The sequence below is a fragment of the Peptoniphilus vaginalis genome (assembly GCF_900176605.1).
GTDB classification, from domain to species: Bacteria; Bacillota; Clostridia; order Tissierellales; family Peptoniphilaceae; genus Peptoniphilus_A; species Peptoniphilus_A vaginalis.
This window is the reverse complement of the sequence record NZ_FXLP01000005.1, coordinates 528,602-555,125: the sequence shown is the minus strand read 5'-3', so window position 1 is coordinate 555,125 and position 26,524 is coordinate 528,602. Positions and strand designations below refer to the sequence as shown.

At 32.9% G+C, this 26,524-nt stretch carries 27 protein-coding genes; 23 read left to right on the top strand and 4 right to left on the bottom strand.

All coding sequences use genetic code 11. The features are described from left to right. The first annotated feature begins 25 nt into the window (after positions 1-25). The 5 genes from CAN42_RS07490 (at position 26) to CAN42_RS07470 (ending at position 3,835) form a co-directional block, all read left to right on the top strand. Positions 26-1,480, top strand: coding sequence for an aminoacyl-histidine dipeptidase (locus CAN42_RS07490; RefSeq protein ID WP_085876169.1), 1,455 nt, complete (start codon positions 26-28; stop codon positions 1,478-1,480). A gap of 13 nt (positions 1,481-1,493) precedes the next feature. After that, positions 1,494-1,838 carry a DUF1292 domain-containing protein gene (locus CAN42_RS07485; protein ID WP_062571794.1) on the top strand — a complete coding sequence of 115 codons (345 nt, stop codon included), beginning with the start codon at positions 1,494-1,496 and terminating at the stop codon, positions 1,836-1,838. 8 nt (positions 1,839-1,846) lie between these two features. Beyond that, entirely contained in the window at positions 1,847-2,755 is a 909-nt protein-coding gene (gene mnmL, locus CAN42_RS07480) for a tRNA modification radical SAM protein MnmL/YtqA (protein WP_085876168.1), read from the top strand. Then, complete coding sequence (locus CAN42_RS07475) at positions 2,752-3,177, top strand: hypothetical protein (RefSeq protein ID WP_085876167.1); 426 nt, start codon at positions 2,752-2,754, stop codon at positions 3,175-3,177. The genes mnmL and CAN42_RS07475 overlap by 4 nt, the downstream gene beginning before the upstream one ends. A 103-nt stretch (positions 3,178-3,280) precedes the next feature. Then, the gene (locus tag CAN42_RS07470) at positions 3,281-3,835 is read left to right on the top strand and encodes a DUF6648 family protein (protein ID WP_085876166.1); all 555 of its coding nucleotides are present in this window, start codon (positions 3,281-3,283) and stop codon (positions 3,833-3,835) included. Between the two features lie 184 nt (positions 3,836-4,019). On the opposite strand, the gene CAN42_RS07465 is transcribed toward CAN42_RS07470, so the two are convergent. Then, a complete protein-coding gene (locus CAN42_RS07465; protein WP_085876165.1) occupies positions 4,020-5,705 on the bottom strand; it encodes an alanyl-tRNS synthetase in 1,686 nt (561 codons plus the stop codon). A gap of 75 nt (positions 5,706-5,780) precedes the next feature. On the opposite strand from CAN42_RS07465, the gene CAN42_RS07460 reads away from it, so the two are divergent. From CAN42_RS07460 to rpsT, 3 genes are all read left to right on the top strand, one after another. After that, positions 5,781-8,054, top strand: a complete 2,274-nt coding sequence (locus tag CAN42_RS07460) for a DNA internalization-related competence protein ComEC/Rec2 (RefSeq protein WP_085876164.1) — start codon at positions 5,781-5,783, stop codon at positions 8,052-8,054. After that, entirely contained in the window at positions 8,026-9,036 is a 1,011-nt protein-coding gene (gene holA / locus CAN42_RS07455) for a DNA polymerase III subunit delta (RefSeq protein ID WP_085876163.1), read from the top strand. The genes CAN42_RS07460 and holA overlap by 29 nt, the downstream gene beginning before the upstream one ends. Before the next feature lie 86 nt (positions 9,037-9,122). Next, positions 9,123-9,392 (top strand): 30S ribosomal protein S20, encoded by a 270-nt coding sequence (gene rpsT, locus CAN42_RS07450; protein WP_005957552.1) that lies wholly within the window; start codon positions 9,123-9,125, stop codon positions 9,390-9,392. A 121-nt stretch (positions 9,393-9,513) separates the two neighbouring features. Here the strand turns inward: rpsT and hemW are convergent, their stop codons facing one another. Genes hemW through lepB form a run of 3 tightly spaced genes read right to left on the bottom strand, consistent with a single transcriptional unit; the run spans position 9,514 to position 12,995 of the window. After that, positions 9,514-10,653: a radical SAM family heme chaperone HemW gene (hemW, locus tag CAN42_RS07445; RefSeq protein ID WP_209019221.1), complete on the bottom strand. Its 1,140-nt coding sequence runs from the start codon at positions 10,651-10,653 to the stop codon at positions 9,514-9,516. Continuing rightward, the gene (gene lepA / locus CAN42_RS07440; RefSeq protein ID WP_085876161.1) at positions 10,640-12,451 is read right to left on the bottom strand and encodes a translation elongation factor 4; all 1,812 of its coding nucleotides are present in this window, start codon (positions 12,449-12,451) and stop codon (positions 10,640-10,642) included. The genes hemW and lepA overlap by 14 nt, the downstream gene beginning before the upstream one ends. 34 nt (positions 12,452-12,485) lie before the next feature. Continuing rightward, positions 12,486-12,995 (bottom strand): signal peptidase I, encoded by a 510-nt coding sequence (gene lepB / locus CAN42_RS07435; protein WP_085876383.1) that lies wholly within the window; start codon positions 12,993-12,995, stop codon positions 12,486-12,488. A 661-nt stretch (positions 12,996-13,656) separates the two neighbouring features. Here lepB and hrcA point away from each other — a divergent pair. The 15 genes from hrcA to CAN42_RS07360 all read left to right on the top strand — a co-directional run bounded on the left by hrcA (position 13,657) and on the right by CAN42_RS07360 (position 26,477). After that, positions 13,657-14,679 (top strand): heat-inducible transcriptional repressor HrcA, encoded by a 1,023-nt coding sequence (hrcA, locus tag CAN42_RS07430; RefSeq protein ID WP_085876160.1) that lies wholly within the window; start codon positions 13,657-13,659, stop codon positions 14,677-14,679. A gap of 8 nt (positions 14,680-14,687) precedes the next feature. Further along, positions 14,688-15,212, top strand: coding sequence for a nucleotide exchange factor GrpE (grpE, locus tag CAN42_RS07425; RefSeq protein ID WP_085876159.1), 525 nt, complete (start codon positions 14,688-14,690; stop codon positions 15,210-15,212). Between the two features lie 20 nt (positions 15,213-15,232). Beyond that, positions 15,233-17,059, top strand: a complete 1,827-nt coding sequence (gene dnaK, locus CAN42_RS07420; RefSeq protein WP_085876158.1) for a molecular chaperone DnaK — start codon at positions 15,233-15,235, stop codon at positions 17,057-17,059. A 162-nt stretch (positions 17,060-17,221) separates the two neighbouring features. Continuing rightward, positions 17,222-18,352: a molecular chaperone DnaJ gene (gene dnaJ / locus CAN42_RS07415; RefSeq protein WP_085876157.1), complete on the top strand. Its 1,131-nt coding sequence runs from the start codon at positions 17,222-17,224 to the stop codon at positions 18,350-18,352. A 73-nt stretch (positions 18,353-18,425) separates the two neighbouring features. After that, the gene (prmA, locus tag CAN42_RS07410) at positions 18,426-19,337 is read left to right on the top strand and encodes a 50S ribosomal protein L11 methyltransferase (RefSeq protein ID WP_085876156.1); all 912 of its coding nucleotides are present in this window, start codon (positions 18,426-18,428) and stop codon (positions 19,335-19,337) included. Further along, on the top strand, positions 19,330-20,019 hold the full coding sequence (locus tag CAN42_RS07405) for an RsmE family RNA methyltransferase (RefSeq protein WP_085876155.1): 690 nt from the start codon (positions 19,330-19,332) through the stop codon (positions 20,017-20,019). Before prmA ends, CAN42_RS07405 begins: the two co-directional genes overlap by 8 nt. Then, a complete protein-coding gene (gene mtaB, locus CAN42_RS07400) occupies positions 20,019-21,317 on the top strand; it encodes a tRNA (N(6)-L-threonylcarbamoyladenosine(37)-C(2))-methylthiotransferase MtaB (RefSeq protein ID WP_085876154.1) in 1,299 nt (432 codons plus the stop codon). The genes CAN42_RS07405 and mtaB overlap by 1 nt, the downstream gene beginning before the upstream one ends. Beyond that, complete coding sequence (locus CAN42_RS07395; RefSeq protein ID WP_085876153.1) at positions 21,318-21,701, top strand: DUF1284 domain-containing protein; 384 nt, start codon at positions 21,318-21,320, stop codon at positions 21,699-21,701. It begins immediately after the preceding gene. 2 nt (positions 21,702-21,703) lie between these two features. Further along, entirely contained in the window at positions 21,704-22,042 is a 339-nt protein-coding gene (locus CAN42_RS07390) for a histidine triad nucleotide-binding protein (protein ID WP_062571503.1), read from the top strand. Between the two features lie 315 nt (positions 22,043-22,357). Next, positions 22,358-22,537: a 30S ribosomal protein S21 gene (gene rpsU, locus CAN42_RS07385; RefSeq protein ID WP_005957648.1), complete on the top strand. Its 180-nt coding sequence runs from the start codon at positions 22,358-22,360 to the stop codon at positions 22,535-22,537. 13 nt (positions 22,538-22,550) lie between these two features. Next, the gene (locus tag CAN42_RS07380) at positions 22,551-22,994 is read left to right on the top strand and encodes a GatB/YqeY domain-containing protein (protein ID WP_062571504.1); all 444 of its coding nucleotides are present in this window, start codon (positions 22,551-22,553) and stop codon (positions 22,992-22,994) included. Positions 22,995-23,104: 110 nt separating this feature from the next. Beyond that, entirely contained in the window at positions 23,105-23,989 is an 885-nt protein-coding gene (locus CAN42_RS07375) for an HAD family hydrolase (RefSeq protein WP_062571558.1), read from the top strand. Between the two features lie 96 nt (positions 23,990-24,085). Beyond that, positions 24,086-24,808: an NfeD family protein gene (locus CAN42_RS07370; RefSeq protein ID WP_085876152.1), complete on the top strand. Its 723-nt coding sequence runs from the start codon at positions 24,086-24,088 to the stop codon at positions 24,806-24,808. 8 nt (positions 24,809-24,816) lie between these two features. Next, positions 24,817-25,809: a flotillin-like protein FloA gene (gene floA, locus CAN42_RS07365; RefSeq protein WP_062571556.1), complete on the top strand. Its 993-nt coding sequence runs from the start codon at positions 24,817-24,819 to the stop codon at positions 25,807-25,809. Further along, positions 25,809-26,477, top strand: coding sequence for a hypothetical protein (locus CAN42_RS07360; protein ID WP_085876151.1), 669 nt, complete (start codon positions 25,809-25,811; stop codon positions 26,475-26,477). The genes floA and CAN42_RS07360 overlap by 1 nt, the downstream gene beginning before the upstream one ends. The last annotated feature ends 47 nt before the right edge of the window (positions 26,478-26,524 follow it).

Genomic DNA, 26,524 nt, shown 5'->3' with positions numbered 1-26,524 from the left:
TGTATAATAGACCTAGGAGGTTTAAATGAAAACTAAAGATACCTTATTAGAGAACAGAACGTTTTATTATTTTGATAAATTGACAAAAATTCCAAGATGTTCCTATGAAGAAGAAAAGATAAGAGATTATTTGATTTCTTTTGCAAAAGACCACAATTTGGAATATAGGACTGATACAATTGGAAACGTTGTAATAGTTAAAGAAGCCACAAAGGGCTATGAAGATGTGGATAGCATTATCTTGCAAGGCCACATGGATATGGTTTGTGAAAAGACTCCAGAATGTACAATTGATTTTTCTAAAGACTCAATAAAGTATGAAATTGATGGAGACTTAATTATTGCACGTGAAACAACACTAGGTGCCGACAATGGTATTGCTGTCGCAATGACACTTGCTCTATTAGAGTCAGAAGAATACAAACATCCTAAGATTGAAGCCCTCTTCACTGTTAACGAAGAAAGTGGAATGACAGGTGCAGGAAATCTTGAAAAGGGAATGGTAACATCTAAGAGACTTTTAAACATTGACTCCGAAACTGAAGGAGTTGGATGCATCTCTTGTGCAGGTGCAGAAAGGGACCTATTAAAACTTAAAAAAGAATTTAAAGATATAGATAAGGACAAGACTTTTTATGAAGTTATTGTTAATGGACTAAAGGGTGGCCACTCAGGTCAAGAAATCCAAGTTGGTCTTGGCAACGCAGTTAAAATTTTAGGAAGAAGTCTTTATACACTATTCCAAAAGGTTGACGGAGATTTAATTGAAATCGAAGGTGGAGCAAAACCAAATGCAATCCCAAGATATGCAAGAGCTCTTGTGGCAGTAAAAGATGAAGACATAAAAAAAATTCAAGATGTTATTGTGGAATTAAATTCTGAATTTGTAACTGAACTTGGAAAAGTTGATCCTGATGTAAGACTTAACTTTGAAAAATCAAAAGAAACTTGTGACAAGGCTTTTAAAGATGATTTAAAGAATAGGATAGTTGATCTTATTAACCTACTACCTAATGGTGTTATTGCAATGAGCAAGAACATCGAAGGCTTAGTAGAAACTTCTGTAAATGTTGGAGTAATTGAAAATCATGAAGATGAAATTCACATTATTTCAAATATAAGATCTTCTGTATCATCTGCTAAGGAATACATTGGCAGTGTAAACAAAATTGCTGCAAAAAATCTTGGAGCAGAAGTAGAAATTATTACAAAATATCCTGCTTGGGAATATAAAGAAGTGTCACCTCTTAGAGAAGTGGCAAAGGAAGCTTACAAGGAAGTAAGTGGAAAAGAATTTAAGCTTGAAGCAATTCACGCAGGTCTAGAATGCGGCATTTTTGTTGAAACAATTGGAGATATAGATATGCTTTCTATTGGTCCAAATATGAAGGGAGTGCACGCACCTGGCGAGCACCTTTCTATTTCATCAACTGAAAGAGTATTTGACTTCTTAATAAAGATATTAGAAAAATTAAAATAAATTTGGAGGAAATATGAATAACGAAGAAAAAAACCTACACCAACACGACGAAGATTGTGGATGCGACTGTGGTTGTGGACACGACCATGATCATGAAGATGGCTACCAAACTATCACCCTTACACTAGAAGATGAAAGTGAAATGGTATGTATAGTTCTTGGAATTTTTGAATGTGAAGATCAAGAATACATTGCCCTACTTCCTGAAAATGAAGAAGATGGCGAAGATGTATTTATTTACAAGTACAAAGAAATCAACGAAGAAGAAGTTGAACTTGATACTATTGAAACTGAAGAAGAATTTGAAAAAGTTTCAAAGACTTTCGAAGAAATTTTTGACGACGAAGACGAAGAATAATTTTCTATATGGCTTATAGAAAATACTCGGACTTTTTAAGAGATAAGTTTGGCGAGAAAGTTTATAAGCTTCCAGTCAAACTTGACTTAACTTGTCCCAACAGGGATGGAACTTGTGGAAGAGGTGGATGTATTTTTTGTGGTGAAGAAGGTGGCTCTTTCGAAAACAGTGAAGGAAGTGTAAGAGAGCAACTTTTAAAAAATATGGATCACATAAAAAAGAAATACAAGGCCAAAAAATTTATAGCCTATTTTCAAAATTTTACAAACACCTACATGCCCTTTGAAGATTTTAAAAGGGTAATAGAGGAGTCTCTTATTGAAGATGTTGTTGGGGTCAGTATATCAACTAGACCTGATTATCTTCCCAAGAGACACCTAGACTACTTAGAAGAATTAAATAAGAAATACTTCGTAACTCTTGAAATTGGTCTTCAAACTTCAAATTATCACAGCTTGAAGAAATTAAATAGGGGACACGGACTTGCAGAGTTTATTGATGCAGCTATTAAGTTAAAAAATAGGAATTTAAATATTTGCACTCACATGATTATTGGCTTACCTTGGGATGACGACTTAGACATTGTTGAAGGGGCAAAGATATTAAATGTCCTTGGTGTTGATGAAGTAAAGCTCCACGCCCTTTACATCTTAAAAGGCACTGCCCTTGGAAGAATGTATGAAAGGGGAGAGGTAGAACCTATTTCTTTAGAGGACTACAAGAAAAAAGTTATACTCTTTTTAAGAAATCTTAAAGATGATATAATAGTTGAAAGAATAATTGGAAGAGCACCTTATGAAGATTCTCTCTTCTGCAATTGGAATACTTCCTGGTGGAAAATTAGAGACGACATTATTAATGAGATGCAAGAAAACGGATACACCCAAGGTGATCTAGTGAAAGGAGAATTACTATGATAAAGTATATTTTAGGAAGCAAAGGCTCTGGAAAAACAAGATGGTTAATCGACAATGCTAATGAAGATATGAAGCAAGGCGATGGAAATATTGCTTTTGTAGAAGTTGATGACGATCACATTTTTAGTCTTGATTATAATGTAAGACTTATTAATGCTACTGAATACAGATTAAACTCAATTGATAGTTTCTACGGTTTTATCTGTGGACTTCTTGCAATGGATTATGACCTACACAAGATTTATGTTGATGGAATTTATAAAGTTCTTAAACTTAACGTTGAGGACCTAGAACACCTATACAACAAGATTGCTAAAATTCCTGATGCTGAAAACAAAGAAATTTTTATTAACGTTGATTATTTAAAGGAAGACATGCCTGAATCATTAAAGGATAAATGTCTAGAAGTTACTGGTAAATAAGGTGTTGTAAGTGGATAGAAAAACGATGGTTAGAATTATTGCGATTTTACTTGTTATAGCAATGGTAATCCCAGTATTTCTTAGTGTGATTAATTGGTGATTCGTGGTTTTAAATAAAAAAAGAGGAGTATTTGAAGATTTTTTTGAACACAGGTCCTTTCTCATAAGCCAATACACAAATGGCGATCTAACCAAGAGGGAGTTTTTGCAAAAAAATTTTGATTATTTTGCAATGAGGAATGCTAGACCTTATATAAAGGTTGACTCCTATGAAAAGGGAATGTACAACTACCAATACTACAATGTGATGGCAAAGTATTATAGATCTCTTTCAAAGGACGTAAGAAATACAAAAAAACATTCAAAGTACTACAACTATTATCTGAATTTAACAAATAAATACTACGAGCTTAAGGACAAATCTGTCTTAAATATTTTAAAGATTCAAGACTTTAGAAATATGAAAGCTTATTATATAAAGTGCCAATCAAAGGCATTGAGAAATGAGCTTTATGAAATAGTCCTAGAGGACAAGAAAGAGGCAATCTTTCATTCAAAGGCCGACTGGCTTTTGAAGGTCCTTCAAGAAGAAAATATTTTTGATGATAGAATTAAGACTTCCATAATAGATCACTATATCAATGAAAAATATTATTAAATAGAAAGACTGAAACAGAAATTTGTGGTGACCCCATAAAGTTGGAATTAAAAACCAACTTTATGGGGTCAGTTCACTTTCTGATTCAGTTTTTTGTAATTAGAATGCCCTCGGTCCAACCGGGGGTATTCTAATTACAAAAAATGCCAACTAATTTTAGTTGGCATACAATATAATATAAAATTTATTTTGCTTTTCTTCTTATTTCGATTAGGAAGGATTCCATAATTCTTGTTAAGTCATCCTCTTTACATTGAATGTCTAGGGTGTACATGTTGCCTGTTCCAGTGAAGCTGAAGTGGTCTTTTAATTTTTCAAAAATCTTTTTAAGATCAAAGTTTAGATTTTGTGATCTTAGGATTATAATTTTTGATTTTGATCCATTTTTAAGGCCATAAATTTGTATAAAGTTATCTTCTTTTAAAATGTAATTTGAAATTTCACGAAGTTCTTTTAAGTTTATATCTTGAAGGACCTTGTATATATAATTTAGACCAGAAAATTCAGTGGAAAAGTTTTTAAAGCTTTCTACTGCTTGATAGAAGAGGGAAGTTCTTTCATCATCTTCTTTGTTGCTAAGTTTTATAGAAGAGGCATCTTTTTCGTTTGAATTATTATTTTCTAACTTATCCTTCTTCAATGTAACTTTTTCTGTGTTGTCACCTTTATTAGGACTTGTAAATTTATTTAAGTCTTTGAAGGATTCAAGTTTGTATTTTTCGTGGAAGAATTTTGCATCGTATTTTTCTTCATTTTCAACCTTAGCATTTCTTTCTTCTTCATTACTAATTTCTTTTTTATTAGTTTCAATTGACCCCTTGGCTTTGTTAGGACTTGTAAATTTATTTAAGTCCTTGAAGGATTCAAGCTTATACTTTTTGTGGAAGAAGTCTGCATCATACTTTTCTTTCTCTTCTTTGGTTTTAATATCTAATTCTTTTGCGGCTTCTTTTTTAATTTCTAAAATTTTATCTGATTTTTTATTTACAGTACATTCACTGTCATCTAAAAGTTTTTTATCCATATCAATATTCTTATCGTCCATAGTTTCTGTTGATTTATTAGAATTAACAGACTTATCTTTTTCAAAATCTTTATTAAATCTTTTAACCTCATCATCTTCAACAAGCTTATGAGGATTTTTTGATGAACTCATATTAGCTCTTAACTTTTTAACATCAGAAAAGACTGAGTTAATGCTATCGCTATTTAGATACATCTTCATATTGTCTAAGATATTTAAAGAGTTGCGGGCTAACTTGTAGGCATTTTCTCCTGATGTGATTGTAAGCCTAATTAGTGAATTTAGCTTCTCAACAGAAGAAATAAAAATCATTCCAATTTCACCAGTTCTAGATAGGGCTGGACCTTCATAAGGGATGTCTGCAAGTCTTTCGATAGAAATGTGGTCGTCAAAACTTTCGATGGCGAGGTTGGAGAAGACTGCGTAGTTGGCAAGAGACTCAATATTTTTTGCAGTCATAAACTTAAAATCTTTTGCAGACACATCAATATAGGACGAAGAATTCTCAACCTTGTAGCCAATAATTTCTATGTTTGTGTTGGCTGTTAAGAAATGTCTTACAAGGGCGTTGCCAAGATTTTCTTGCATAAGAAGGAGTCTATTCTTCCATCCAATTTCAATTTCTACATTTTTTGCATCTTCATCAATTTTAAAATAGGACTTGTTGCCCGATAAAAACTTAGGCTCTTCTCCATTTATTATAATTTGGTCAGCTGAAACTCTTTCACTACCTAAGAAGTAGGGAGGATTTGCAAGCTTCCCATAAGTAATTCCGTTGCGATTTATTTTATCAATTATTTCTAATTTGTATTTTGTCTTGTAAGGGTTTTTGTAAACTAAATTCATAATTACCTCCTCTAATATATTAACATATTTCATGGTCCATGACCTTAAAAAGATATATAATGAAGAGGGGTGCCTATGTACTTATTCGCAGGAGTAATCTTTGGAATTATACTTTCAATTTACATAAAATCCTATCTTCTTGTGGGAATAATTTTACTTATTACCAGTGCATATATTTTATCCTTGAAAGATAGAAATAAATTTTTATACTTACCTCTTGTAATCCTCTTTGTTTTTATAAATTTTAACTTCAGGGATTACAGCTTAAAGACCTTTGATGGACAAGTCATGGGTAAGGTTATCTTATCTAATGAAAATAAATCTATTATTAAGACAGAGACTATCAACAGAAAAAAATTTAAGACTAAGGTCTTAGTTTATGAAAAGTTGGAAAGAGGAGGAAGGTATAAAATTCAGGGGAAATTTTATCCGCCTCTTCCTGCAATGAACAAGGGGACCTTTGACTACGAGAAGAATAATAAGTCTCAGGGAATTTATCTCCTTGGAAAGATTAGTAGATATGAAAAAATTTCTGACCCAAGGGGGCTCTACAAATTTTCAAATCTTTTTCTCGATAGGGCAAAATATTTTTTTAATAAATATTTAGATGAAAGAAACGCTGGTTTGCTTGGGTCTTTAATCTTAGCTGACAAGTCCTTAGTTGATTCTTTGGATAGAGATAGGTTTGACTCTCTTGGTATGAGTCATATCTTAGCTGTGTCTGGACTTCACATTGGAGTTCTAGCTCTCTTTTTAGAATTTATAATTAAAAAGTTGATCAAGAATAAAAAATTTACGGACTTGGCCCTTGTGATTATTTTATTCTTTTACATAATGGCAATTGGCTTTCGAATTTCAGCTCTACGTGCCTACTTGTTTTACATCCTTTACAAGGGCAACACTTATTTGGAAGAGGACATTGATAATAAGGATATTTTCTTCTTAAGTCTATCAATAATTCTTTTAATAAATCCCATGGCAATTTATTCCATCTCTCTATTGTTGTCATACGGGGCAATTTTTGGTTTGATTTTTGTCTATCCAAACCTCATTGAAAGAGTTTCGAGTAGGAGCCTAATTAGCAAGTCGTTTGTTGGGACCTTGTCAGTAATAATTTCAGTTTTCCCATTAATAAATTATTATTTTTCAGGTTTTTCCATTTTAGTTTTTCTTGCAAACTTAATAATAGTTCCGATTTATTCTCTTATCATCTCCTTAGGTTTTCTTATGGGCTTGGGAATATTTCCAGGCTTACTTGGAAGATTTTTAAATTTACTAATGAATGCTACTTATGGACTAGAAAGTCTCCTGCTTTCCAAGGGGTCAATATTTTTAACAATAAAGGCCTTTAAGTTCGAGTATATTTTCATCTACTACCTCTTACTTCTTGTAATTCTAAACAGGAGTAAATTAGATGAAATCATTAAACTTAACTTAAGAATAATAGAAATCTATGGGGCTCTTGCATTTATCCTAATGGGCTATGGCATATACAGAGACCTTATTACCTTTGAGATAAGTCAACTTTATATAGACCAGGGGGACTGTGCTTTGATTTCTTATAAGGGAAGGAATTATCTCATTGATACTGGCGGGGCTAGGTTTGAAAATAAGATTGCAGAAAAATATTTATTTCCAAGTCTAAAGCTAAGAGGTGTTTCTACAATAGATGGGATTTTTATTTCTCACTTTGATGAGGATCACTTTGGCAACTTAAATAAAATATTAGAAAACTACAAGGTAAAAAATATTTTTATAAATCATCTTCCAGAAGACCCAAGTATCTTAGAAGAAGGAGAAAAATATTCAAAAATTATAAAACTTTCTAGGGGAGATAAGGTAAAACTTTTTAAGGACACAAGCATGGAAGTCTTGCTAGATAATGAAAAGAAGGAAGAAGAAAACGACAAGTCCATGGTCTTACTCTTAGACCACAAGGGTTTTAAGACTCTTTTCACAGGAGATATATCAGCAGAGATTGAGAGAGAAATTAATTCAAAGATAGACTTGTTAAAAGTTGCTCACCATGGATCTAGGACTTCAACTTGTGATGAATTTTTAGAAAAGACAAAACCAAAACTTGCAGTGATTTCTGCAGGCTATGAAAATTCTTATGGTCATCCCCATAAAGAGAGTCTGGAGAATTTAGAAAAACATGGTATCATATACTATGTTACTTCAAGAGATGGGGAAGTTGATTTTAGAATTTTAGGAAATCAACTAAGGATAGAAGTGAACAATAAGGAGCAAGATTATAAGCTTGATTTAATTTTGATTATTTTAAACACTAGCTTATTATATATTGTGGCGAGGAAAAATTATGAACTACAAGAAAATCTACAGAGATAGCGACCACTCAGGAGCCTACTTATTTTTTGGACAAGAAAAATATTTAATGGAAAATGCAGTGGGCTATTTAATAAATAAATATGTAAAGGGTACTGAGGTCTTTAACTATACTAAGTTAAAGGGAAGCGAAGCCAAACCGGAGGATATTATCTCAGCTTGCGAGACCTATCCAGTGATGAATGACAAAAAAATTGTCCTTGTTCGTGACCTAGTAGACTTTTTAAGCGAAAATGACTTAAAGGATTCCTTTTATGATTTTTTGGACAACTTATCTGACTTTGTAATTTTAATTTTTTGGGATACTGCAAACATCAAAAAGACGACAAAATTTTACAAGGCTTTTAAGAAGAAAGATAGGGACATGGACTTTGCAAAGTTAAACCCTGTGGACCTAAACAACTTTGTTAAAGGCTACTTCATTAGGAAGGGAAAGGAAATTAGTCAAAGTGAAGTTTCTCTATTTATAGGAGAGAGTGGTTATAATTCAAAAAATGAAGATGTAAGCCTTCTGGACCTCAAGACAGAAATGGATAAGATTGCTTCTCACGCTAAAAATAAAAAAATTTCAAGAAAAGATATATCTAGCACAATCACAGAAAATATTGATACAAATATTTTTAAGTTTTTAGATGCCATGATGGGGAGAAGTAGAGAAGAATCTTTAAAGGAACTTCACAATCTCTACAAGCTTGGAGAGCCTTCTCTTAAGATTTTTACCATGGTAATTAGACAGGTTAAAAACTTATTATCATATAAGATTTTATCTACAAAAAACATAAGTCAAAATGACATAATGAATAAGATGGAAGTAAAAAATTTCGAGTTAAAAAAAATAAGAGACTTTGAGAGAAACTTTTCTAAGGAATTTTTAATTAATTTTTATGAGGAATTAATAAAAACTGACGAGCTTTTTAAAACTTCCTCCATTGATGAAAAATTAATTATGGAAACTTTAATTGTTAAATATTGTAATAAGAATTAGAATTTGCAAGACTTCTTGAAAATCACTTGCAATGATTTGTAATTCGTGGTAAAATAGCAAAAGCGTTAAATATTGGAGGTGAAATAATGGCAAATATTAAATCAGCTATCAAGAGAATTGATGTTGCTAGAAGAAATTCTGAACAAAACAAACCAATTAGAACTGAAATGAAAAATGCAGTTAAAAATTTTAGAGCAGCTCTTAATGAAGATAGAATTGACGATGCTAAAGAACTTCTTATTGTTGCAGATAAAAAGTTAAAGAAGGCTGCAAATAAAAATATAATCCACAAAAATCAAGCTTCCAGAAAGCTAAGTCGACTAGCTAAGGAACTTAACAGCAAGATCGCTGGCTAAGAGAAATTTTCCCGGGAAAGTTTCTCTTTTTTATTTAAAAGTGGTAAATAAATTCTAATAAAATAAAAAAGAGAATGAGAAAAAGAGGTAGATCAAGGGTCTACCTCTTTTTTGTGCGTGCTTATTTAAAGAAATCTAATTCAACTTGGTTGGAAAGGTCACGACCCTTTTCAGTAAGTCTTAGATTATTATCTTCTAATAAAATTAAATTTGATTTTAAATTTGTTTCTATTTCTTTATCATAAATTTTTAAAAAGTCTTCATTAAATTTTTTATCGAACTCATCTATGTCCACACCAGAGTTAAGTCTCAGACCCATCATTATAAACTCATTCATCCTGTTAGTTTTACTTAAGTTTTCTAAGAAGCCTATAGGTTTTTCATTTTTATCAAGAGCCTCATAATAATCTTTAAAGTTATAATAATTTGTGTATCTCAAGTTATCAATATTTGATGACGCAGAAAGGCCAAAGGAAATATAATTTCTTAACTTCCAATAGGTTATGTTGTGTCGACACTCATAGCCTTCCTTGGCAAAATTGGAAATTTCATATTGCTTGAGACCAATATTTTTAAGCTCATCTACTACATAGTGATACATAATTCTGTCTTCATCTTCAGTAGGAAAGGATAAAGGAGACTTCTCATGATTTTTAAAAAGTTTAGTCCCTTCTTCTAATATAAGTGAGTAATAAGAAATATGTGGAAGATTTAATTCTTTCACTTCCTTTATAGACTCTTCAATATCAGAAAATTTTTGACCAGGTAGGGCAAGCATTAAATCTAAATTTATATTTTTAAAACCTGCTGATCTGGCATTCTCGAGGGCCCTATAAATATCATCTTTTTTATGAATTCGTCCAATTCTTTTTAAGATTTCTTCGTTAAAAGATTGGGCACCGAGGGAAATTCTATTTATGCCAGAAGAAAAATATGCTTCTGCCTTTTCTCTAGTTAGAGAGTTTGGGTTGGACTCTATACTTATCTCTCTGTCATTAGAAAACTCAAAATCAGATAAGTCTTTCATAATTTCTTTTATAAAGCTAGAGTTAACTGAAGAGGGAGTTCCTCCTCCAATAAAGACTGTGTCAATGACCCTATCTTTTAAAAAGTCCTCGTGAAGTTTAATTTCTTTTCTCAAATATTTAAAATATTTTTCTACATTAGACCCAGGTAAAAGAGAAGAGCAGAAGTCACAATAGTGACATCTACTCTCACAAAAGGGTATATGAATATAAATTGAAATCTTATTTGTCTTCATCATATTTTAAAACAGATAAGAAGGCATCTTGTGGAATTTCTACGCTACCCACAGTACGCATTCTCTTCTTTCCTTCTTTTTGCTTTTCAAGAAGCTTTCTCTTTCTCGTAATATCTCCACCATAACATTTTGCAAGTACGTCCTTTCTAAGGGCACGAATAGTTTCTCTTGCAATTATTTTATTTCCAATTGCAGCTTGGATTGGCACTGCAAATTGGTGTCTAGGGATTACATCCTTTAATTTTTCACAAACATTTCTAGCACGATTGTAGGCAGAAGATTCGTGAACAATTAAGGAGAAGGCATCAACAAGCTCTTCATTAATAAGGATATCTAACTTAACAAGGTCAGATTTTTCATAACCAATTAATTCGTAGTCATAAGATGCATAGCCACGAGTTTTTGACTTTAAGGCATCAAAGAAATCATAGATAACTTCATTAAGTGGCATGTGGTAGGTGATAAGGGCTCTAGTTTCTTCTAAATATTCCATATTCTTAAAGACGCCACGTCTGTTTTGACAAAGTTCCATAACTTGACCAACGTAATCTGTTGGGGTCATAATTTCTGCCTTAACAATTGGTTCTTCCATGTAGTCAATTTCAGTTTGATCAGGAAGGTTAGATGGATTTTGAATTGAAATCATCTCACCATTTTTTTTCATTACATTGTATATAACTGATGGAGCAGTAGTGACAATATTTAAGTTAAACTCTCTCTCAAGTCTTTCTTGAATTATTTCCATGTGAAGAAGACCTAAGAAGCCACATCTAAAACCAAAGCCAAGAGCAACAGAAGTTTCAGCTTCAAAGTCAAGGGCAGCATCATTTACCTGTAGCTTTTCTAAGGCTTCACGAACGTTGTTGTATTCTTCACCTTCGCCAGGGTAAACCCCACAGAAGACCATAGGCACAACTTTTTTGTAACCAGGCATTGGTTCATCAGCCCTATTATTCTTAAGGGTAATGGTGTCACCAACTCTTGCGTCTTTAACATTTTTAATAGAAGCAGTTATGTATCCAACTTCACCAGCACTTAAAGAATCAAGAGGTATGTGACCATTTGAAGTAACTCCAACTTCAACAACTTCAAAGGACTTACCTGTTGCCATCATAATTATTTCGTCGCCAGGTTTAACTGATCCATCAACAACTCTCACATCACAAATTACTCCCTTGTAAGAATCGTAGAAGGAGTCAAAGATTAAAGCCTTAAGGGGAGCATTATGGTCTCCACGTGGGGCAGGAACTTTATCAATAATTGCGTGAAGAACATCATCAATACCAATGCCTTCCTTTGCAGAGATAAGAGGAATTCCTTCAGTATCAATTCCAATAATATCTTCGATTTCTTCTTTAATCTCTTCTGGTCTAGCACTCGGTAGGTCGATTTTGTTTATTACTGGTACAAGTTCAAGATCTTGGTCAATTGCTAGATAAACATTGGCAAGGGTTTGAGCTTCAACACCTTGGGCAGCATCAACAACAACAATGGCACCTTCACAAGCTGCAAGAGAACGAGAAACTTCATAATTAAAGTCTACGTGACCTGGAGTGTCAATAAGATTTAAGATGTACTCTTGACCATCTCTGTCGTCTTTATAGATTAACCTTACTGCCTTTAATTTAATTGTAATTCCTCTCTCACGTTCAAGGTCCATGGAGTCAAGGACTTGTTGTTCCATTTCTCTCTTCGTAAGCATGCCTGTTGATTCGATTAATCTGTCGGCAAGAGTAGATTTTCCGTGATCAATGTGTGCTATTATTGAAAAATTTCTTATATTTTTCTGATTTCTCAAATTTTTACCTCCGAATTCAAGGGGATTAAATATTTTAAATTTTTCCTCTAGTACTTAGAGGTAAAATCCTATATACTGCTGCTGATTTTATTCTTTTCTTTTCAATTGGTCCAAAGTATCTGGAGTCAATACTCATTCCTGGAAGTCTGTTGTCTCCCATTACAAAATACTCATCATCTTTTAATTTAAAGCATTCAACATCAGACTCTGTATAGTCTGATGAAGTATAAGCTTCTTCCAAAACTTTTCCATTTAATATAACTTTTCCATCTTTAAATTCTATTGTGTCGCCAGGCTTTCCAATTAATCTCTTAATATAATTTCTATTGTCATTTGGCGCATCTATTACCACAATTTCTCCACGAGGAAGGTCAGTGTATCTTTTATAAGAAAGACAAATCAACTTATCTCTTTCGTTTAAAGTGGGGTGCATGGACTCTCCATTAACTACAGCTATATTAAAAATAAAATTTCTCACAAAAAGTGCAATTAGAACTGCAGCTACAATTGTAAGAACAAAAGATAGGGTTTCATTTTTTTTCATGTGATCATCTCCAATTTCTAATTTTATCATAAATAGGCAAAAGATTGGATAACTATTTCTCTTATAAGTTGAAGGAATGTTGTTACAAAATAAAATAAAACTTATACGTTAAATCAACTTATAAAATTTTAAATAGAGAAGTGAAGTAAATTTTTTTTCACAAATTGTGCAAAAATTTTTATAAGTTTATGTTGTGGAGGGTCTCTATAGACATAGAGACTATAAAAAATAAAAATTATATCATATAAATTTGTATCAAGAGGGTCAAAGGAGCCTGCAGGGTTTAAAAATTTTTTTTATTTTATTAGTTAAAAATTAGTTAAAGAAAAACAATTTTAGGAAGGGATGACTTTATAAAAAATTTTAAAGTTATATTATCTTATGAGCACACAAATTTTTGAAAAAAATTTTTTGCAACTTTGTTGAGGGAAACTAAAGTAAAAAACAAAACAAATTAAGTGTAATAACCTTATGAAAATTTATTAACCGAAGACATTTTAAAATTTAAAGTTCTAAAAACTTCTTAGATAAAATAAATAAATTAAAGAAAGTCAAAAAAAGTCAAGATTATTTATAAATATCCTTGACAAAGCATTAGGTGTGAAGTATTATATAAACAGATTAGCACTCGGGGATAAGGAGTGCTAACAAAGGAGGAGTTATGGATACTAGAAAAATTAATATTTTAAATGCCATAATTGAGGCGTATATAGATATGCCAACTCCAGTTGGTTCGCGAACCCTTTCCAAAGATTACGACCTTGGAGTTAGTTCAGCGACTATAAGAAATGAAATGGCAGATCTTGAAGATCTTGGTTTTTTGAATAAGCCACATCAGTCAGCAGGAAGAATTCCATCTGAGCAGGCTTACCGCTTCTATGTTGATGAACTCTTTAAAAACTTTAATAGTTTTCACGACACAGATGCCTCTGGAAAAATCATGGAGCGACTCTTATTAACTTCGAGAAATCACGAAGACTTTTATAAAAATGCAGTCAATCTCCTAGCCAATTTAAGTTCTTGTACGGCTTTTCTCATAACACCACAGAAGGCTGATACAAAAATCAAAAGACTTACTCTAGTTAAACTTGATGATTTCACAGCTCTTTTAGTTCTCATAGGGGACAAGGGAGTTATTGAGAAGTATTTTTTAGAGATAGAAAATATTTCTGACGAAGATTTTCATCTAATAGAGAAGGTCTTAAATGAAAAAATATCAGGAATTGATTTTAATGAAATTGAATCACTTAAGATTTCACTTTCAGAGGACATGATAAGACATGGCAAGTTTATTTCTGATGTTGTAAAAATTGCTAGTCAATTTAATAAAAAGGTGTCTTCCATTGACATTTATTATGACGGTCTTACAAATATTTTAAACTTTGATGAATATAAGGACCTAGACAAGGCTAGAGATTTTATGAGCTTAGTAGAAGATCGGGACAGCTTATTCCAAATCCTAAAAAATGATAAGTTCACCAGTGATGTTGAAGTTATTATTGGATCAGAAAATAGCGCAAGTCTCATGAAGGAAAATACTATTATAAGAGCTCCCTTCGCTAAGGAACATGGAGTCTATGGAAGTATTGGAATCATTGGACCAGTTAGAATTGATTACATTAGATTGGTCAAGGTCGTTAAAACTTTTAGCGACGCAGTGAAAAGTGGATTGAAAGAAATGTGAGGGAGTACATGACGAATGAAGATATAAAAAAAGATAATTTACAAAATGATGATATAGATATGAAAGAAGAAAATCTTGATGTGAATGATGAAGCTGAAGTAGACGCTTCTGATGATGAAAAGTATCAAGGTTTAATGGATAAGTTTATGAGACTTCAAGCAGACTTCTCCAACTACAAGAGAAGGACTGAGGGACAAAAGTCTGAGTATGTTGAGCTTGGAGTAAAGAAAATTGCAAATGACTTACTTCCTGTCATAGATAACTTTGAAAGAGCCTTGGACTCAATTGTAGATAAGGATTCAACCTATGAGGGAATATTAATGATAAAAAAACAACTTACTGACGTACTTGCAAAGGACGGCATAGTTGAAATGGATGCATTGGGAAAAGAATTTGATCCAATGTATCATCACGCAGTACTCACTGAAGATTCTGATGAATATGACAGTGGTTATGTTATAGAAGTATTGCAAAAGGGTTATTTAATTGACGATAAAACACTAAGACCTGCAATGGTCAAAGTTTCACAATAAGGATTTAGGAGGAAATATTTATGGGAAAAATAATTGGAATTGATTTAGGTACAACTAACTCTGCAGTAGCAGTAATGGAAGGTGGAGAATCTGTAATAATTCCTAACATTGAAGGTAACAGAACTACTCCATCAGTAGTAGCTTTCACAAAAGACGGAGAAAGATTAGTAGGTGAAACTGCTAAGAGACAAGCAATCACAAACCCTGATAGAACAATCTCATCTATTAAGAGACATATGGGTTCTGATTTTACAGTAAAGATTGATGGAAAAACTTACACTCCACAAGATATTTCAGCTATGATTTTACAAAAATTAAAAGCTGATGCTGAATCTTATCTTGGCGAAAAAATTACAGAAGCTGTTATTACTGTTCCAGCTTACTTTACAGATGCTCAAAGACAAGCAACTAAGGATGCAGGAAGAATTGCAGGACTTGATGTAAAGAGAATTGTAAACGAACCAACTGCAGCAGCACTTGCTTATGGAGAAGACAAGGACAAGGATGCACAAACTGTTATGGTTTATGACCTTGGAGGTGGTACATTTGATGTATCTATCCTAGAACTTTCTGATGGTGTCTTTGAAGTACACGCAACTCGTGGTAACAATAAACTTGGTGGAGATGACTTCGACAATAGACTAATTGATTATATTGCTGAAGAATTCAAAAAAGAAAATGGAATTGACCTTAAGGCTGACAAAATGAGCCTACAAAGATTAAAGGAAGCAGCTGAAAAGGCAAAGAAGGAACTTTCTTCTACAATGTCAACAAATGTTAACCTTCCATTTATCACAGCTTCTCAAGCTGGTCCACTTCACTTAAATATGGATATTACTCGTGCTAAGTTCGACGAACTTACAGCAGACCTTGTTAAAATGACTGAAGAACCTGTTAAGGATGCTTTAAAAGACGCAGGACTTTCTGCAAATGAAATAGATAAAGTTCTTCTAGTTGGTGGTTCTACAAGAATTCCAGCAGTTCAAGAATGTATTAGAAAGTTAACTGGAAAGAATCCTCAAAAGGATATTAACCCAGACGAATGTGTAGCTCTTGGTGCAGCTATCCAAGGTGGAGTTCTTTCTGGAGATGTTAAGGATCTACTTCTTCTTGACGTAACACCACTTTCTCTAGGAATTGAAACAATGGGTAACATTACAACAAGACTTATTGAAAGAAATACAACTATCCCAACAAAGAAGTCACAAATATTTACAACTGCAGCAGACAATCAAACTTCTGTAGAAATTCACGTACTTCAAGGTGAAAGACAAATGGCAAAAGACAACGTAACTCTTGGTAGATTTACACTTGATGGTATTGCACCAGCAAGAAGAGGAGTGCCACAAATCGAAGTAACTTTTGATATTGATGCAAATGGTATTGTAAATGTAAGCGCTAAGGACATGGGTACTGGTAAAGAACAACACATCACAATTACATCTTCAACTAACTTAAACGAAGAAGAAATCGAAAAGAAAGTTAAGGAAGCAGAAATGTATGCTCAAGAAGATGCTAAGAAGAAAGACTTAATTGAAGCTAGAAATAACGCTGACTCAATGATTTATCAATCTGAAAACACACTTAAGGATGTAGAAGGAAAGATTTCTGATGCAGATAAGACTAAGATTGAAGAAGCAATCAAGGGACTTAAGGATGTAAAAGATGGTGAAGATCTTGAGGCTATTAAGTCTAAGACTGAAGAATTAACTCAAGCTTTCTACGCAATTTCAGAAGAAATTTATAAACAACAAGCTGGTCAAGGTCAAGCTGGTGGCTCACAAGCACAAGCTGATGACGATGTAGTTGACGCTGACTATGAAGTTGTAGATGAAGACGAAGAATAATAATTAAATAAAAATGTTGCAGTTTCGGCTGCAACTTTTTTTATGTAGAAAATTTTTTTGGAATTCTTATAAATTTACTTTTTAAAATTAAATTATAAAAGTTTAAATAAACTTTATTTTTTCTAGTTTTTATATTAGAATATAGAACTATTGAGGTGGAAGATGAGAAATTTTTATGAAATTCTTGAAGTTGAAAAAAATGTAAGTAAAGAAGAGTTAAAGAAATCTTATAAGAAGCTTGCTAAAAAGTATCACCCCGACTTAAATCCAGGAGATGAAGTTGCTGAGGCAAAGTTCAAAGAAATATCCTATGCCTATGAAGTCTTAGCTGATGATGAAAAGAGACAAATTTATGATGCCTATGGTGAAGAAGGACTTAAGGGCAACATGGGTGGATCAGGAGGAAGTGGCTTTGGAGGTTTCTCTGATATCTTTGATGACATCTTTGATATTTTTGGCGGCTCAAGATCAAATAGATATGAATATGCAAACAGAAAAGATATGCCTAAGAAAGGACCTGATGCAAGAGTAGACGTAACTCTTGATTTCTTTGAAGCAATATTTGGAGTGGAAAAAGAAATTTCTGTTAAGGTTAGGGAAGAGTGCTCCCACTGTCATGGCAGCAAGATGGAACCGGGTAGTGAAAAACATACTTGTGAAACTTGTCATGGTACAGGTCAAGTTACTTCAGAACAAAACACACCATTCGGAAGGTTCGTAAGGACTTCAGCTTGTGAAGACTGTAAGGGAACAGGAGAAGTTATAGAAAAACCATGTAAAGAATGTGGTGGAAGAGGAAGCAAGCTAAGAACTAAGAAGTTAAAAGTAAACATTCCTAAGGGAGTTGACACAGGAAATATAATTTCACTTAGGAACCAAGGTTCTGTTGGAGAGAATGGTGGCGAGAATGGAGACATCTTCGTCTATATTAGGGTTAGATCAGATGCAGTCTTTAAAAGAGAAGGCAACGACATCTACTTAAATATTCCGATTTCTTACTCAGATGCAGTTCTTGGAGCAAAGATTAAAGTCCCAACTCTTAAGAAAATCGTAGACTATGATATCCCTAAGGGAACTACAGGTGGAACAATTTTTAGGTTAAAGGGAGAAGGAGTCCCTTATGTCAATAGAGAAAAACAAAGAGGAGACCTCTTCTTCAAAGTTGATATTATTATTCCTAAAAAGGTTAGCGACGAACAAAAGAAACTTCTTGAAGAATTAAGAGAAACTGAGCCAGAAGTTGCAGAGAATAAAAAATCATTTTTAGATAAATTAAAGAACTTATTTGATTAATGCGAATCACTGATTCGCATTTTTTAATTTGTATAAAGAAATTATCTATAATATAATGAAACAAGGTGATTAGATGAAATACATTGAAATGACAATAAATACTTCAAAGGATAAAAAAGATATCATTGAAGGAATTCTATTTGATTATGGAATTTATACAACAGAAGAAATTTCTAGCGACATAGTTGAAGAGTTAGAACAAAACGAAAAGGATTGGGACTTTATAGATTATCCTCTTTTAAACTCAAAGGAAGGTGTTTTTGCACTTAGAGTTTATCCTGAAAATATGGAAGATGCAAAGAGTTTAAAAGATGACTTGAGTGAAAAAAATCTTGGTCAATGTCTTATTGAAGAAAAGGATGACGAAGACTGGGCTAACAATTGGAAAAAATATTACAAACCACTAGAAATTGGTGAGAAGATTGCCATTGTTCCTGAGTGGGAAGCTTATGAAAATGAAAATGAAAATAGAATAGTTATAAAAATAAATCCAGGTATGGCTTTTGGAACAGGAACTCATGAGTCAACATATATGTGCCTTGAACTTTTAGAGAGATATGTAAAAAGAGATGACGAAACCTTTGATATAGGTTGCGGGTCAGGTATCCTTGCCATAGCGGCTTTAAAGCTTGGAGCAAAGAGAGCCCTTGCAGTTGATATTGATGACAAGTGCATTGATGCTTCTCATGAAAATGCAAGTCTAAATAATATCGAAGACAAGATGGATATCAAAAAGGGAAACCTTCTTGACGTGGTAAAGGGTAGAGCAGACCTAATAGTTTCAAATATTATTGCAGAAATAATTGTAGATGAAATTAAAAATCTAAAGAACCACATGGATAAGGGTGGAATTTTTATAACTTCAGGAATTATAAAAGAGAGAAGACAAATGGTAATTGATGCCCTAGAAGAAAATGGATTCGAAATTATTGACGAGTTGGAAAAAAACAATTGGGTTGCTATTGTAGGAAGATTAAATGTATAGATTTTTTGAAGATAGAGAGTTTCAAGGCAATACGAATTTAAAGGAGGAAACTCTTCATCACTTAAAAAATGTAATAAGGATAAATGATGGAGAAGTCTTTCAAGTTGTTTTTGAAGATGGGATTTTTTCCTTTGCTTATGAAGGCGAAAAAGTAAAAAATCTTGGGGAAGTCAAAGAATCTAATGAATCTAAGGTTAGACTTTCCTTATTTTTTGGAGTTTTAAAAAATAATAAGTCTGAAGATGTTTTAAGGCATGCCACAGAAATTGGAGTTAGTGACTTTTATCCTCTTATAATGGATAGGTCTATCTCAGATATTTCCAAGAAAAAAGAAAAGAAAATTGAAAGATTTCAAAAAATTGTGGAGTCAGCTGCAAAACAATCAAAGCGAGATGTAATACCTATAGTCCATGACATAATAAAGACAGAAGATATTTTAAATTTTTCTGGCGATTTAGTTTTATGTTATGAAGATGAAAGCAAGACGCAATTGGGCGATGTAACAAAGTCTTTAAGCAATAATGTAGGACTTGTTATCGGACCAGAAGGTGGTATTTCAGAAAGAGAACTTGAAATATTAAGTGAAGCAAAAAAGGTCGGACTTGGAAGGAGAATCCTTCGAGCAGAGACTGCAGCTATTACAGCTTCTTTTTATATAATACACGCAAAGGAGTGTGAGTAATGGAAAAAACTTTTTCAATTTTAACTCTTGGCTGCAAGGTTAATCAATACGAATCAGAAGCCATGAGCGAACTCTTTGAAAGTAGGGGATATAGACAAGTTGAAAATGATGACTTTAGTGATGTTTATATAGTTAATACTTGTACAGTTACAAACTTATCAGACAGAAAATCAAGGCAGTTTATTAGAAAATCCAAGAAGATTAATCCAGACTCAGTTGTTGCAGTTGTGGGATGTTATTCACAAGTTTCTCCTGAGGAAGTGAAAAGCATCGAGGGAGTTGATGTTGTTGTTGGCACAACAGAAAGAAATAGGATTGTAGACTTAATAGAAGAGTCCAAGAAAAACAATGAAAAGATAAATATTGTTAAGGACTTAAAAAATGTCCGTGAATTTGCCAATACAACAAATTTTGATAGCAACAACAGAACTCGTGCCTATATGAAGGTCCAGGATGGTTGCAACAGATTTTGTACCTATTGCATCATTCCCTTTGCAAGAGGACCAATTAGGTCAAGAACAATTGAAGACTCAGTTAGAGAGGCGAGGGCCCTCGCTGATAGGGGTTTTAAAGAAATTGTTCTAACAGGAATTCATATTGGTTCTTTTGGCAAGGACCTTGGGGATATGAGATTAATAGATTTAATAGAAGCCATAGCTGAGGTGGATGGAATTGAAAGGATAAGACTTTCATCTGTTGAACCACTTATTATAAGTGATGACTTTATGGAAAGGGGACTTAAGACTGGAAAGTTATGCGACCACTTCCATCTATCTCTTCAAAGTGGATCAAACAATATTCTTAAAGCTATGAATAGGCGATACACTCGTGAAGAGTATATTGAAAAGGCAAATATTATCAGGAAGTATATGCCTCATGCAGGACTTACAACAGATATAATTGTTGGTTTCCCTGGAGAAAGTGATGAGGACTTTAAAGATTCAATGAATATTGTAAGAGAAGTTGGCTTTTCAAGGATTCACGTCTTCAAATATTCTAAGAGGAAAAACACAAAGGCCGCTGTCATGAAAAATCAAATTGATGGAAATGTTAAGAAGGAAAGGTCTGAAAAATTAATTGATCTTGGAGAAGAATATCAAGAAATTTTTGAAAGAGAAAATATGAAGACACCACAGTCTGTTTTATTTGAAGAAGAACATGATGGAGTTTATTATGGGTACACTACTAACTACATTAGGGTTAAGACAAAATCTAAGGAAGAGCTTACAAATAAAATTAAGAAAGTGAAAATTTTAGATACGGGCGAAATTGCAAATTGTGAAGTTCTTGGTGATTAAATGTTAAATATAAGAGCTCACCATCTCTTGTGCACAAAAAATTTTGTTGGTCAGGGTTACAGTGATGATTTTTCAAAAAATATGACAAGGCTTATTAAGGAACTAGAAGAGAACCCAGAGGTTAAGCTACTAGCTGACCTTGATGATATTTGTGGTCCTTGTCCAGAAAACCTTGGATATAAGTGCAAGAATGACGACTTAGTTAAGTCATACGACAAAAGAGTTTTAGATTTTTTAAACCTAACTCAAGATGAAATTTATTCCTGGGAGGACATAAAAAAGCTTGCCTGTGATATAATATTTTCAAAGAATAGGCGAGAAGAAATTTGTAGAGAATGTCAATGGAATGAACTCTGCAAAGAAGTTGAAGCCAAAAGGAGGTAAGGATGGACTGTTTATTTTGTAAAATAATAAAGGGAGAAATTCCTTCAACAAAACTTTATGAAGATGAACTTGTGTATGCCTTTAGAGACATAGACCCACAAGCACCTACTCATTTTTTAATTGTTCCAAAGGAACACATAACATCAGCAGATGATCTTGATGAAAACCACAAAGACCTAATAGGTCACATCTTCTTAGTTGCAAAGAAACTTTGTGCTGAAGAAGGTCTTACTAAGGGTTATAGGATCGTAAACAATTGCAAAGAAGACGGAGGTCAAACTGTAGATCACCTTCACTTCCATGTACTTGGAGGAAGAAGTTTAAATTGGCCACCAGGTTGATAAAAATTTTTACTAAAGCTGGGATAAATGTCCTGGCTTTTTTTATGTCTTTTTAATTTTTAATAAGAAATTAAAAAAGTCAAAGTGATGAACTGGTTTATATTTATTTTGTGGATGCGAAAAATAATTTAAGAGAGACGAAGACAAATAAAATTTTTAATTTTTCTAGAAGATTTTACTTTTAAATTTGATTAGTAAAAATAAAAATTAAAATTTAAATAAGAAAAATATTATTGAAGTTTTGGGACTTATAGAGTATAATAAACCTAAATTGGCCGGAAGGTCATACTCTTTTCTACGAGAGGAGGTTAAAAAATGTCCGAAATCAGGGTTGGTGAAAATGAATCTTTAGACAATGCGCTAAAAAGATTCAAAAGACAATGTGCCACTAGTGGAGTTCTCAAAGAAGTAAGAAAAAGAGAACATTACGAAAAACCAAGTGTTAGAAGGAAGAAAAAATCCGAAGAGGCACGCAGAAAAAAACACAGATATTAAAGAGGGTGTTCTTATGTCTCTAAAAGAGAGACTCATGGCTGATTTAAAGGATGCTATGAAAAATAAAGATAAACTTCGCAAAGATGTTATCACCATGGTTCGTGCAGCTATTAAACAAAAAGAAGTAGATGAACGAGTTGAGCTTGACGACAGTGATATTGAAAATATCATTGGCAAGCAGCTAAAAGAAAAAAAGTCGTCAATTGAAGAGTTTAAAAAAGGTAATAGAGAAGACTTGGTTGAACATACAAATCAAGAAATGGAAATATTACTTGATTACTTACCTGAGCAATTATCAGATGAAGAATTAAAAGAAATCATACAAAAAGTAATTGACGAAAATGAAATAACATCAATGAAGGATATTGGAAAATTAATGAAAAATGTCATGCCTTTAATTAAGGGCAAGGCAGATGGCAAGCAAGTTAATGCTATTGCCAAAGAATTATTAAATTAAAACTCGGGGAATTTCCCTGGGTTTTTTTTTTACAATTTTTTATCTTGCAAGTTTTAGATAGAAAAACTTAAAGTATTAATTTTTTATATTTCATTAATAAGGAGACTTATATGAGTGAGAGGAATTATTTAAGAAAACATAAGGAAAGGCTTCCTGTGATTGCTATTTGTTATGATTTTGATAAGACACTGACACCAAATGAGATGCAGGCACAAGGCTACATTCAATCTTTGGGTTATGAAGCCAATGAATTTTGGAATAAATCAAATGGAATAGCAGAAGATAATGATATGGATGAGAACTTGTCTTATATGTATATGATGGTAAACGAGTTTAAGGATCATCATAAGTTAGATAGAAAAACTTTAGAGGCTTATGGAGCTGAAGTAAAATTGTTTTTAGGTGTTGATGATTGGTTTAGACGTATAAGAGAGTATGGATTAGAGAGGGGAGTTCTTGTAGAACATTATATAATTTCCTCTGGAATCAAAGAAATGATTGAAGGCACAGAAATTGCTAAAAAGGGTGAGTTTGAAAAAATTTATGCAAGTTCCTTTTATTTTGATGACAAGGGCATAGCAAGATGGCCAGCACAAGTTGTTAATTACACTAACAAAACTCAGTTTCTTTTTAGAATTCAGAAGGGAACTTTAGATATTAACGACCCAGGTATTAATGATTATTTTCCACCTGATGAGATAAGGGTTCCCTTCAGAAATATTGTTTATATTGGAGATAGTGATACTGACATCCCATGTATGAAATTAGTGAACACTTATGGGGGATTTTCTGTTGGAGTTTACAATCCAGCGCAAACTAAAGACAAGGTTTATAAGATGATCAAGGACAACCGAATTAAATATTTTGCTCCTGCAGACTATAGAGAAAACAAAGAGCTAGATCTTTTAATAAAAAATATTATAGAACGAACAGTCTTTAATGAAAAGTTAGAATCACGACACTACAATTGCTTTAAAGAAGCTATGGAATCTTAAAAAATTTTAATAATGTCAATACCTAATCTTAAATAAGATTTAGATTATTCATAAAATCTTTGGGGTAAAATGGTAATAAGTGCAAAGGAGGTTAAATTGAAGAAACATAAAAATTTATTTTACAGTCTCCCACTTTTGATGTTTTTAATAAATTTTGTTTATGCAAAAGCTGAGGGGACAGGATCTTTAGAAAGTATCTTTTCTAATGATTATATTTTTTCTATTTTACTTATTGTGGCAATTGTTACAGCCGTTTTTGAAGTTTTAACTCCAGGATTTGGTATATCTGGAATCCTTTCAATAACCTGCTTTTTTACCTTTTTCTGGGGATCTATAAGAATGGGAAATACAAATATTTTTGAAATCTCCTTATTTGTTATAGGCTTGCTCTTATTAGGATTTGAAATGATGATACCAGGCTTTGGCGTTGCTGGGGTCAGTGGAATTATTGCAGTTTCTGCTGGTTTAGTCTTGTCAATGAGTGATATTTATTTTGCCTTGTTTTCACTAGCACTTGCCCTAGTTATTGCATTAATTCTTGGATACGGGTTAGTAAAAAGAGGAATTAAATCTGAAGCAATTAATAGGCTTAGACTTTTTAAAGAAAGTTCCACCGACAAGGGTTATGTTAGTGTTAAGGCTGCAGAAGTTTCTCCAGGAGATATATTAATAACAAAAACTCCCCTTAGGCCAACAGGTTATGCTATATTAGGAGATAGAAAGATAGAAGTAGTTTCAAATACTGGATTTATCGGAAAAGATGAATCAGTAGTTGTTGTTAAAATTAGCGGCGCAATAGTTTACGTCGAAAATAAATAGGAGGATTTATGTCATATTATCCAATTGGAAGTATTTTTATAATTGCAGTAATCATCATAGTAGTTTCCATGTTCTTGTCCTTCGTGCCCGTTGGACTATGGGTAACTGCATTTTTCTCTGGTGTTAAAATAAAAATATCAGAGCTTATTGGAATGAAACTTAGAAGAGTAAAACCTTCAAGAATTGTTAGACCAGCTATAAAGGCAACTAAGGCTGGACTTAATCTTGAAATATCTAGTCTTGAAGCTCACTACCTTGCAGGTGGTAATGTTAATACACTTGTAGATGCACTAATAGCAGCACAAAGAGCAAATATACCCCTACAATTTGAAAGGGCAGCTGCCATTGATCTAGCAGGTAGAGATGTGCTTGAAGCAGTTCAAGTTTCAGTAAACCCTAAGGTAATTGAAACACCAAATATTTCTGCTGTTGCCCAAGACGGTATTGAAGTCATAGTTAAGGCAAAGGTAACTGTTAGGGCCAACATAGAAAGACTTGTTGGTGGTGCTGGAGAGCAGACTATTATTGCAAGAGTTGGAGAAGGTATTGTAACAACAGTGGGTTCATCAAAGAGTTATAAGTCAGTTCTAGAAAATCCAGATTCAATTTCAAGAGTTGTTCTAGATAAGGGACTTGACTCAGGTACAGCTTACGAAATTTTATCAATTGATATAGCAGATGTGGACGTTGCAAGAAATATTGGCGCAAGACTACAAACTGATCAAGCTGAAGCTGATAAGAGGATATCTGAAGCTAAGGCATCAGAAAGACGTGCTATGGCCCTTGCTCGTGAACAAGAAATGAAGGCTGAAGTAGAAGCTATGAGGGCAAAGGTTGTAGAAGCAGAGTCTCAAGTTCCAATTGCTATGGCAGAAGCTCTAAAAAGTGGAAATCTTGGAGTCTTTGATTATTATAAGATGCAAAATATAAACTCTGATACTGATATGAGAAAGTCAATTTCAAAAATCCCTGAAAAAAATCACAAAAAGGAAAATAAATAATGGGATCTATTTTTAGTCTTGTAATTGCTATTATTTCTCTCATGCCAGCCATAATATTCATTGTTATTTTCAAAGTCCTTTTAACTATTCTTAGCAGAGGTAAAAAGAAAATGACGGAGGATTTTTATGAAGCTGAGAGAAATAATCCAAACTCTAAAAATATTCATGGCGATGTGAAATCAGATTCAGAAAGTTTAATTGATGAAATAAAAAAAATAATCAAAGAAGAAAGGGAAAAAGAGAAAGAAAAAGATAAAAAGGAAACTTTAGGTAAAAGTTTTAAAGAAATCTTTAAAGAAGAAAAGGATAAATCTAAAAATAAAGTAAAAGAAAAAAGTGATAGAAAACTAATCGATAAAGATCCTATCCACGCTCAAAAAGAACTTAAGAAAAATTCTTTGGAAAAGAAACCTTCACTGGATAAAGACTCAGGAAAATCCAAAGATGAGAATAACAAAGAGGTTTTGGAAGGATCCATTAATCTAGAAAAGATACCCGAGAAGATTTTTGAAAGTGAATTCATAAAAGAATGTGAATCAGACAGGGTTATTTATGAAGATGAAGAGGGCGAAAACTTTATTGATGCTTTCTTAAACTTTAACGAAGAAGACTTACCTAAAATTCAAATTTATAAAGAGATTTTTGATAAACCTTTAAGTCTAAGATAAATCAAGGCTTGCTTTCCATAATCTATGGAAAAGTAAGCCTTTTTATG

Excerpts from the sequence above, each read along its gene's own strand:
- CAN42_RS07490 (WP_085876169.1), top strand. The coding sequence starts at position 26 with ATGAAAACTAAAGATACCTTATTAGAGAACAGAACGTTTTATTATTTT.
- CAN42_RS07485 (WP_062571794.1), top strand. The coding sequence starts at position 1,494 with ATGAATAACGAAGAAAAAAACCTACACCAACACGACGAAGATTGTGGA.
- mnmL (WP_085876168.1), top strand. The coding sequence starts at position 1,847 with ATGGCTTATAGAAAATACTCGGACTTTTTAAGAGATAAGTTTGGCGAG.
- CAN42_RS07475 (WP_085876167.1), top strand. The coding sequence starts at position 2,752 with ATGATAAAGTATATTTTAGGAAGCAAAGGCTCTGGAAAAACAAGATGG.
- CAN42_RS07465 (WP_085876165.1), bottom strand. The coding sequence starts at position 5,705 with ATGAATTTAGTTTACAAAAACCCTTACAAGACAAAATACAAATTAGAA.
- CAN42_RS07460 (WP_085876164.1), top strand. The coding sequence starts at position 5,781 with ATGTACTTATTCGCAGGAGTAATCTTTGGAATTATACTTTCAATTTAC.
- holA (WP_085876163.1), top strand. The coding sequence starts at position 8,026 with ATGAACTACAAGAAAATCTACAGAGATAGCGACCACTCAGGAGCCTAC.
- rpsT (WP_005957552.1), top strand. The coding sequence starts at position 9,123 with ATGGCAAATATTAAATCAGCTATCAAGAGAATTGATGTTGCTAGAAGA.
- hemW (WP_209019221.1), bottom strand. The coding sequence starts at position 10,653 with ATGAAGACAAATAAGATTTCAATTTATATTCATATACCCTTTTGTGAG.
- lepB (WP_085876383.1), bottom strand. The coding sequence starts at position 12,995 with ATGAAAAAAAATGAAACCCTATCTTTTGTTCTTACAATTGTAGCTGCA.
- hrcA (WP_085876160.1), top strand. The coding sequence starts at position 13,657 with ATGGATACTAGAAAAATTAATATTTTAAATGCCATAATTGAGGCGTAT.
- grpE (WP_085876159.1), top strand. The coding sequence starts at position 14,688 with ATGACGAATGAAGATATAAAAAAAGATAATTTACAAAATGATGATATA.
- dnaK (WP_085876158.1), top strand. The coding sequence starts at position 15,233 with ATGGGAAAAATAATTGGAATTGATTTAGGTACAACTAACTCTGCAGTA.
- dnaJ (WP_085876157.1), top strand. The coding sequence starts at position 17,222 with ATGAGAAATTTTTATGAAATTCTTGAAGTTGAAAAAAATGTAAGTAAA.
- prmA (WP_085876156.1), top strand. The coding sequence starts at position 18,426 with ATGAAATACATTGAAATGACAATAAATACTTCAAAGGATAAAAAAGAT.
- CAN42_RS07405 (WP_085876155.1), top strand. The coding sequence starts at position 19,330 with ATGTATAGATTTTTTGAAGATAGAGAGTTTCAAGGCAATACGAATTTA.
- mtaB (WP_085876154.1), top strand. The coding sequence starts at position 20,019 with ATGGAAAAAACTTTTTCAATTTTAACTCTTGGCTGCAAGGTTAATCAA.
- CAN42_RS07395 (WP_085876153.1), top strand. The coding sequence starts at position 21,318 with ATGTTAAATATAAGAGCTCACCATCTCTTGTGCACAAAAAATTTTGTT.
- CAN42_RS07390 (WP_062571503.1), top strand. The coding sequence starts at position 21,704 with ATGGACTGTTTATTTTGTAAAATAATAAAGGGAGAAATTCCTTCAACA.
- rpsU (WP_005957648.1), top strand. The coding sequence starts at position 22,358 with ATGTCCGAAATCAGGGTTGGTGAAAATGAATCTTTAGACAATGCGCTA.
- CAN42_RS07380 (WP_062571504.1), top strand. The coding sequence starts at position 22,551 with ATGTCTCTAAAAGAGAGACTCATGGCTGATTTAAAGGATGCTATGAAA.
- CAN42_RS07375 (WP_062571558.1), top strand. The coding sequence starts at position 23,105 with ATGAGTGAGAGGAATTATTTAAGAAAACATAAGGAAAGGCTTCCTGTG.
- floA (WP_062571556.1), top strand. The coding sequence starts at position 24,817 with ATGTCATATTATCCAATTGGAAGTATTTTTATAATTGCAGTAATCATC.
- CAN42_RS07360 (WP_085876151.1), top strand. The coding sequence starts at position 25,809 with ATGGGATCTATTTTTAGTCTTGTAATTGCTATTATTTCTCTCATGCCA.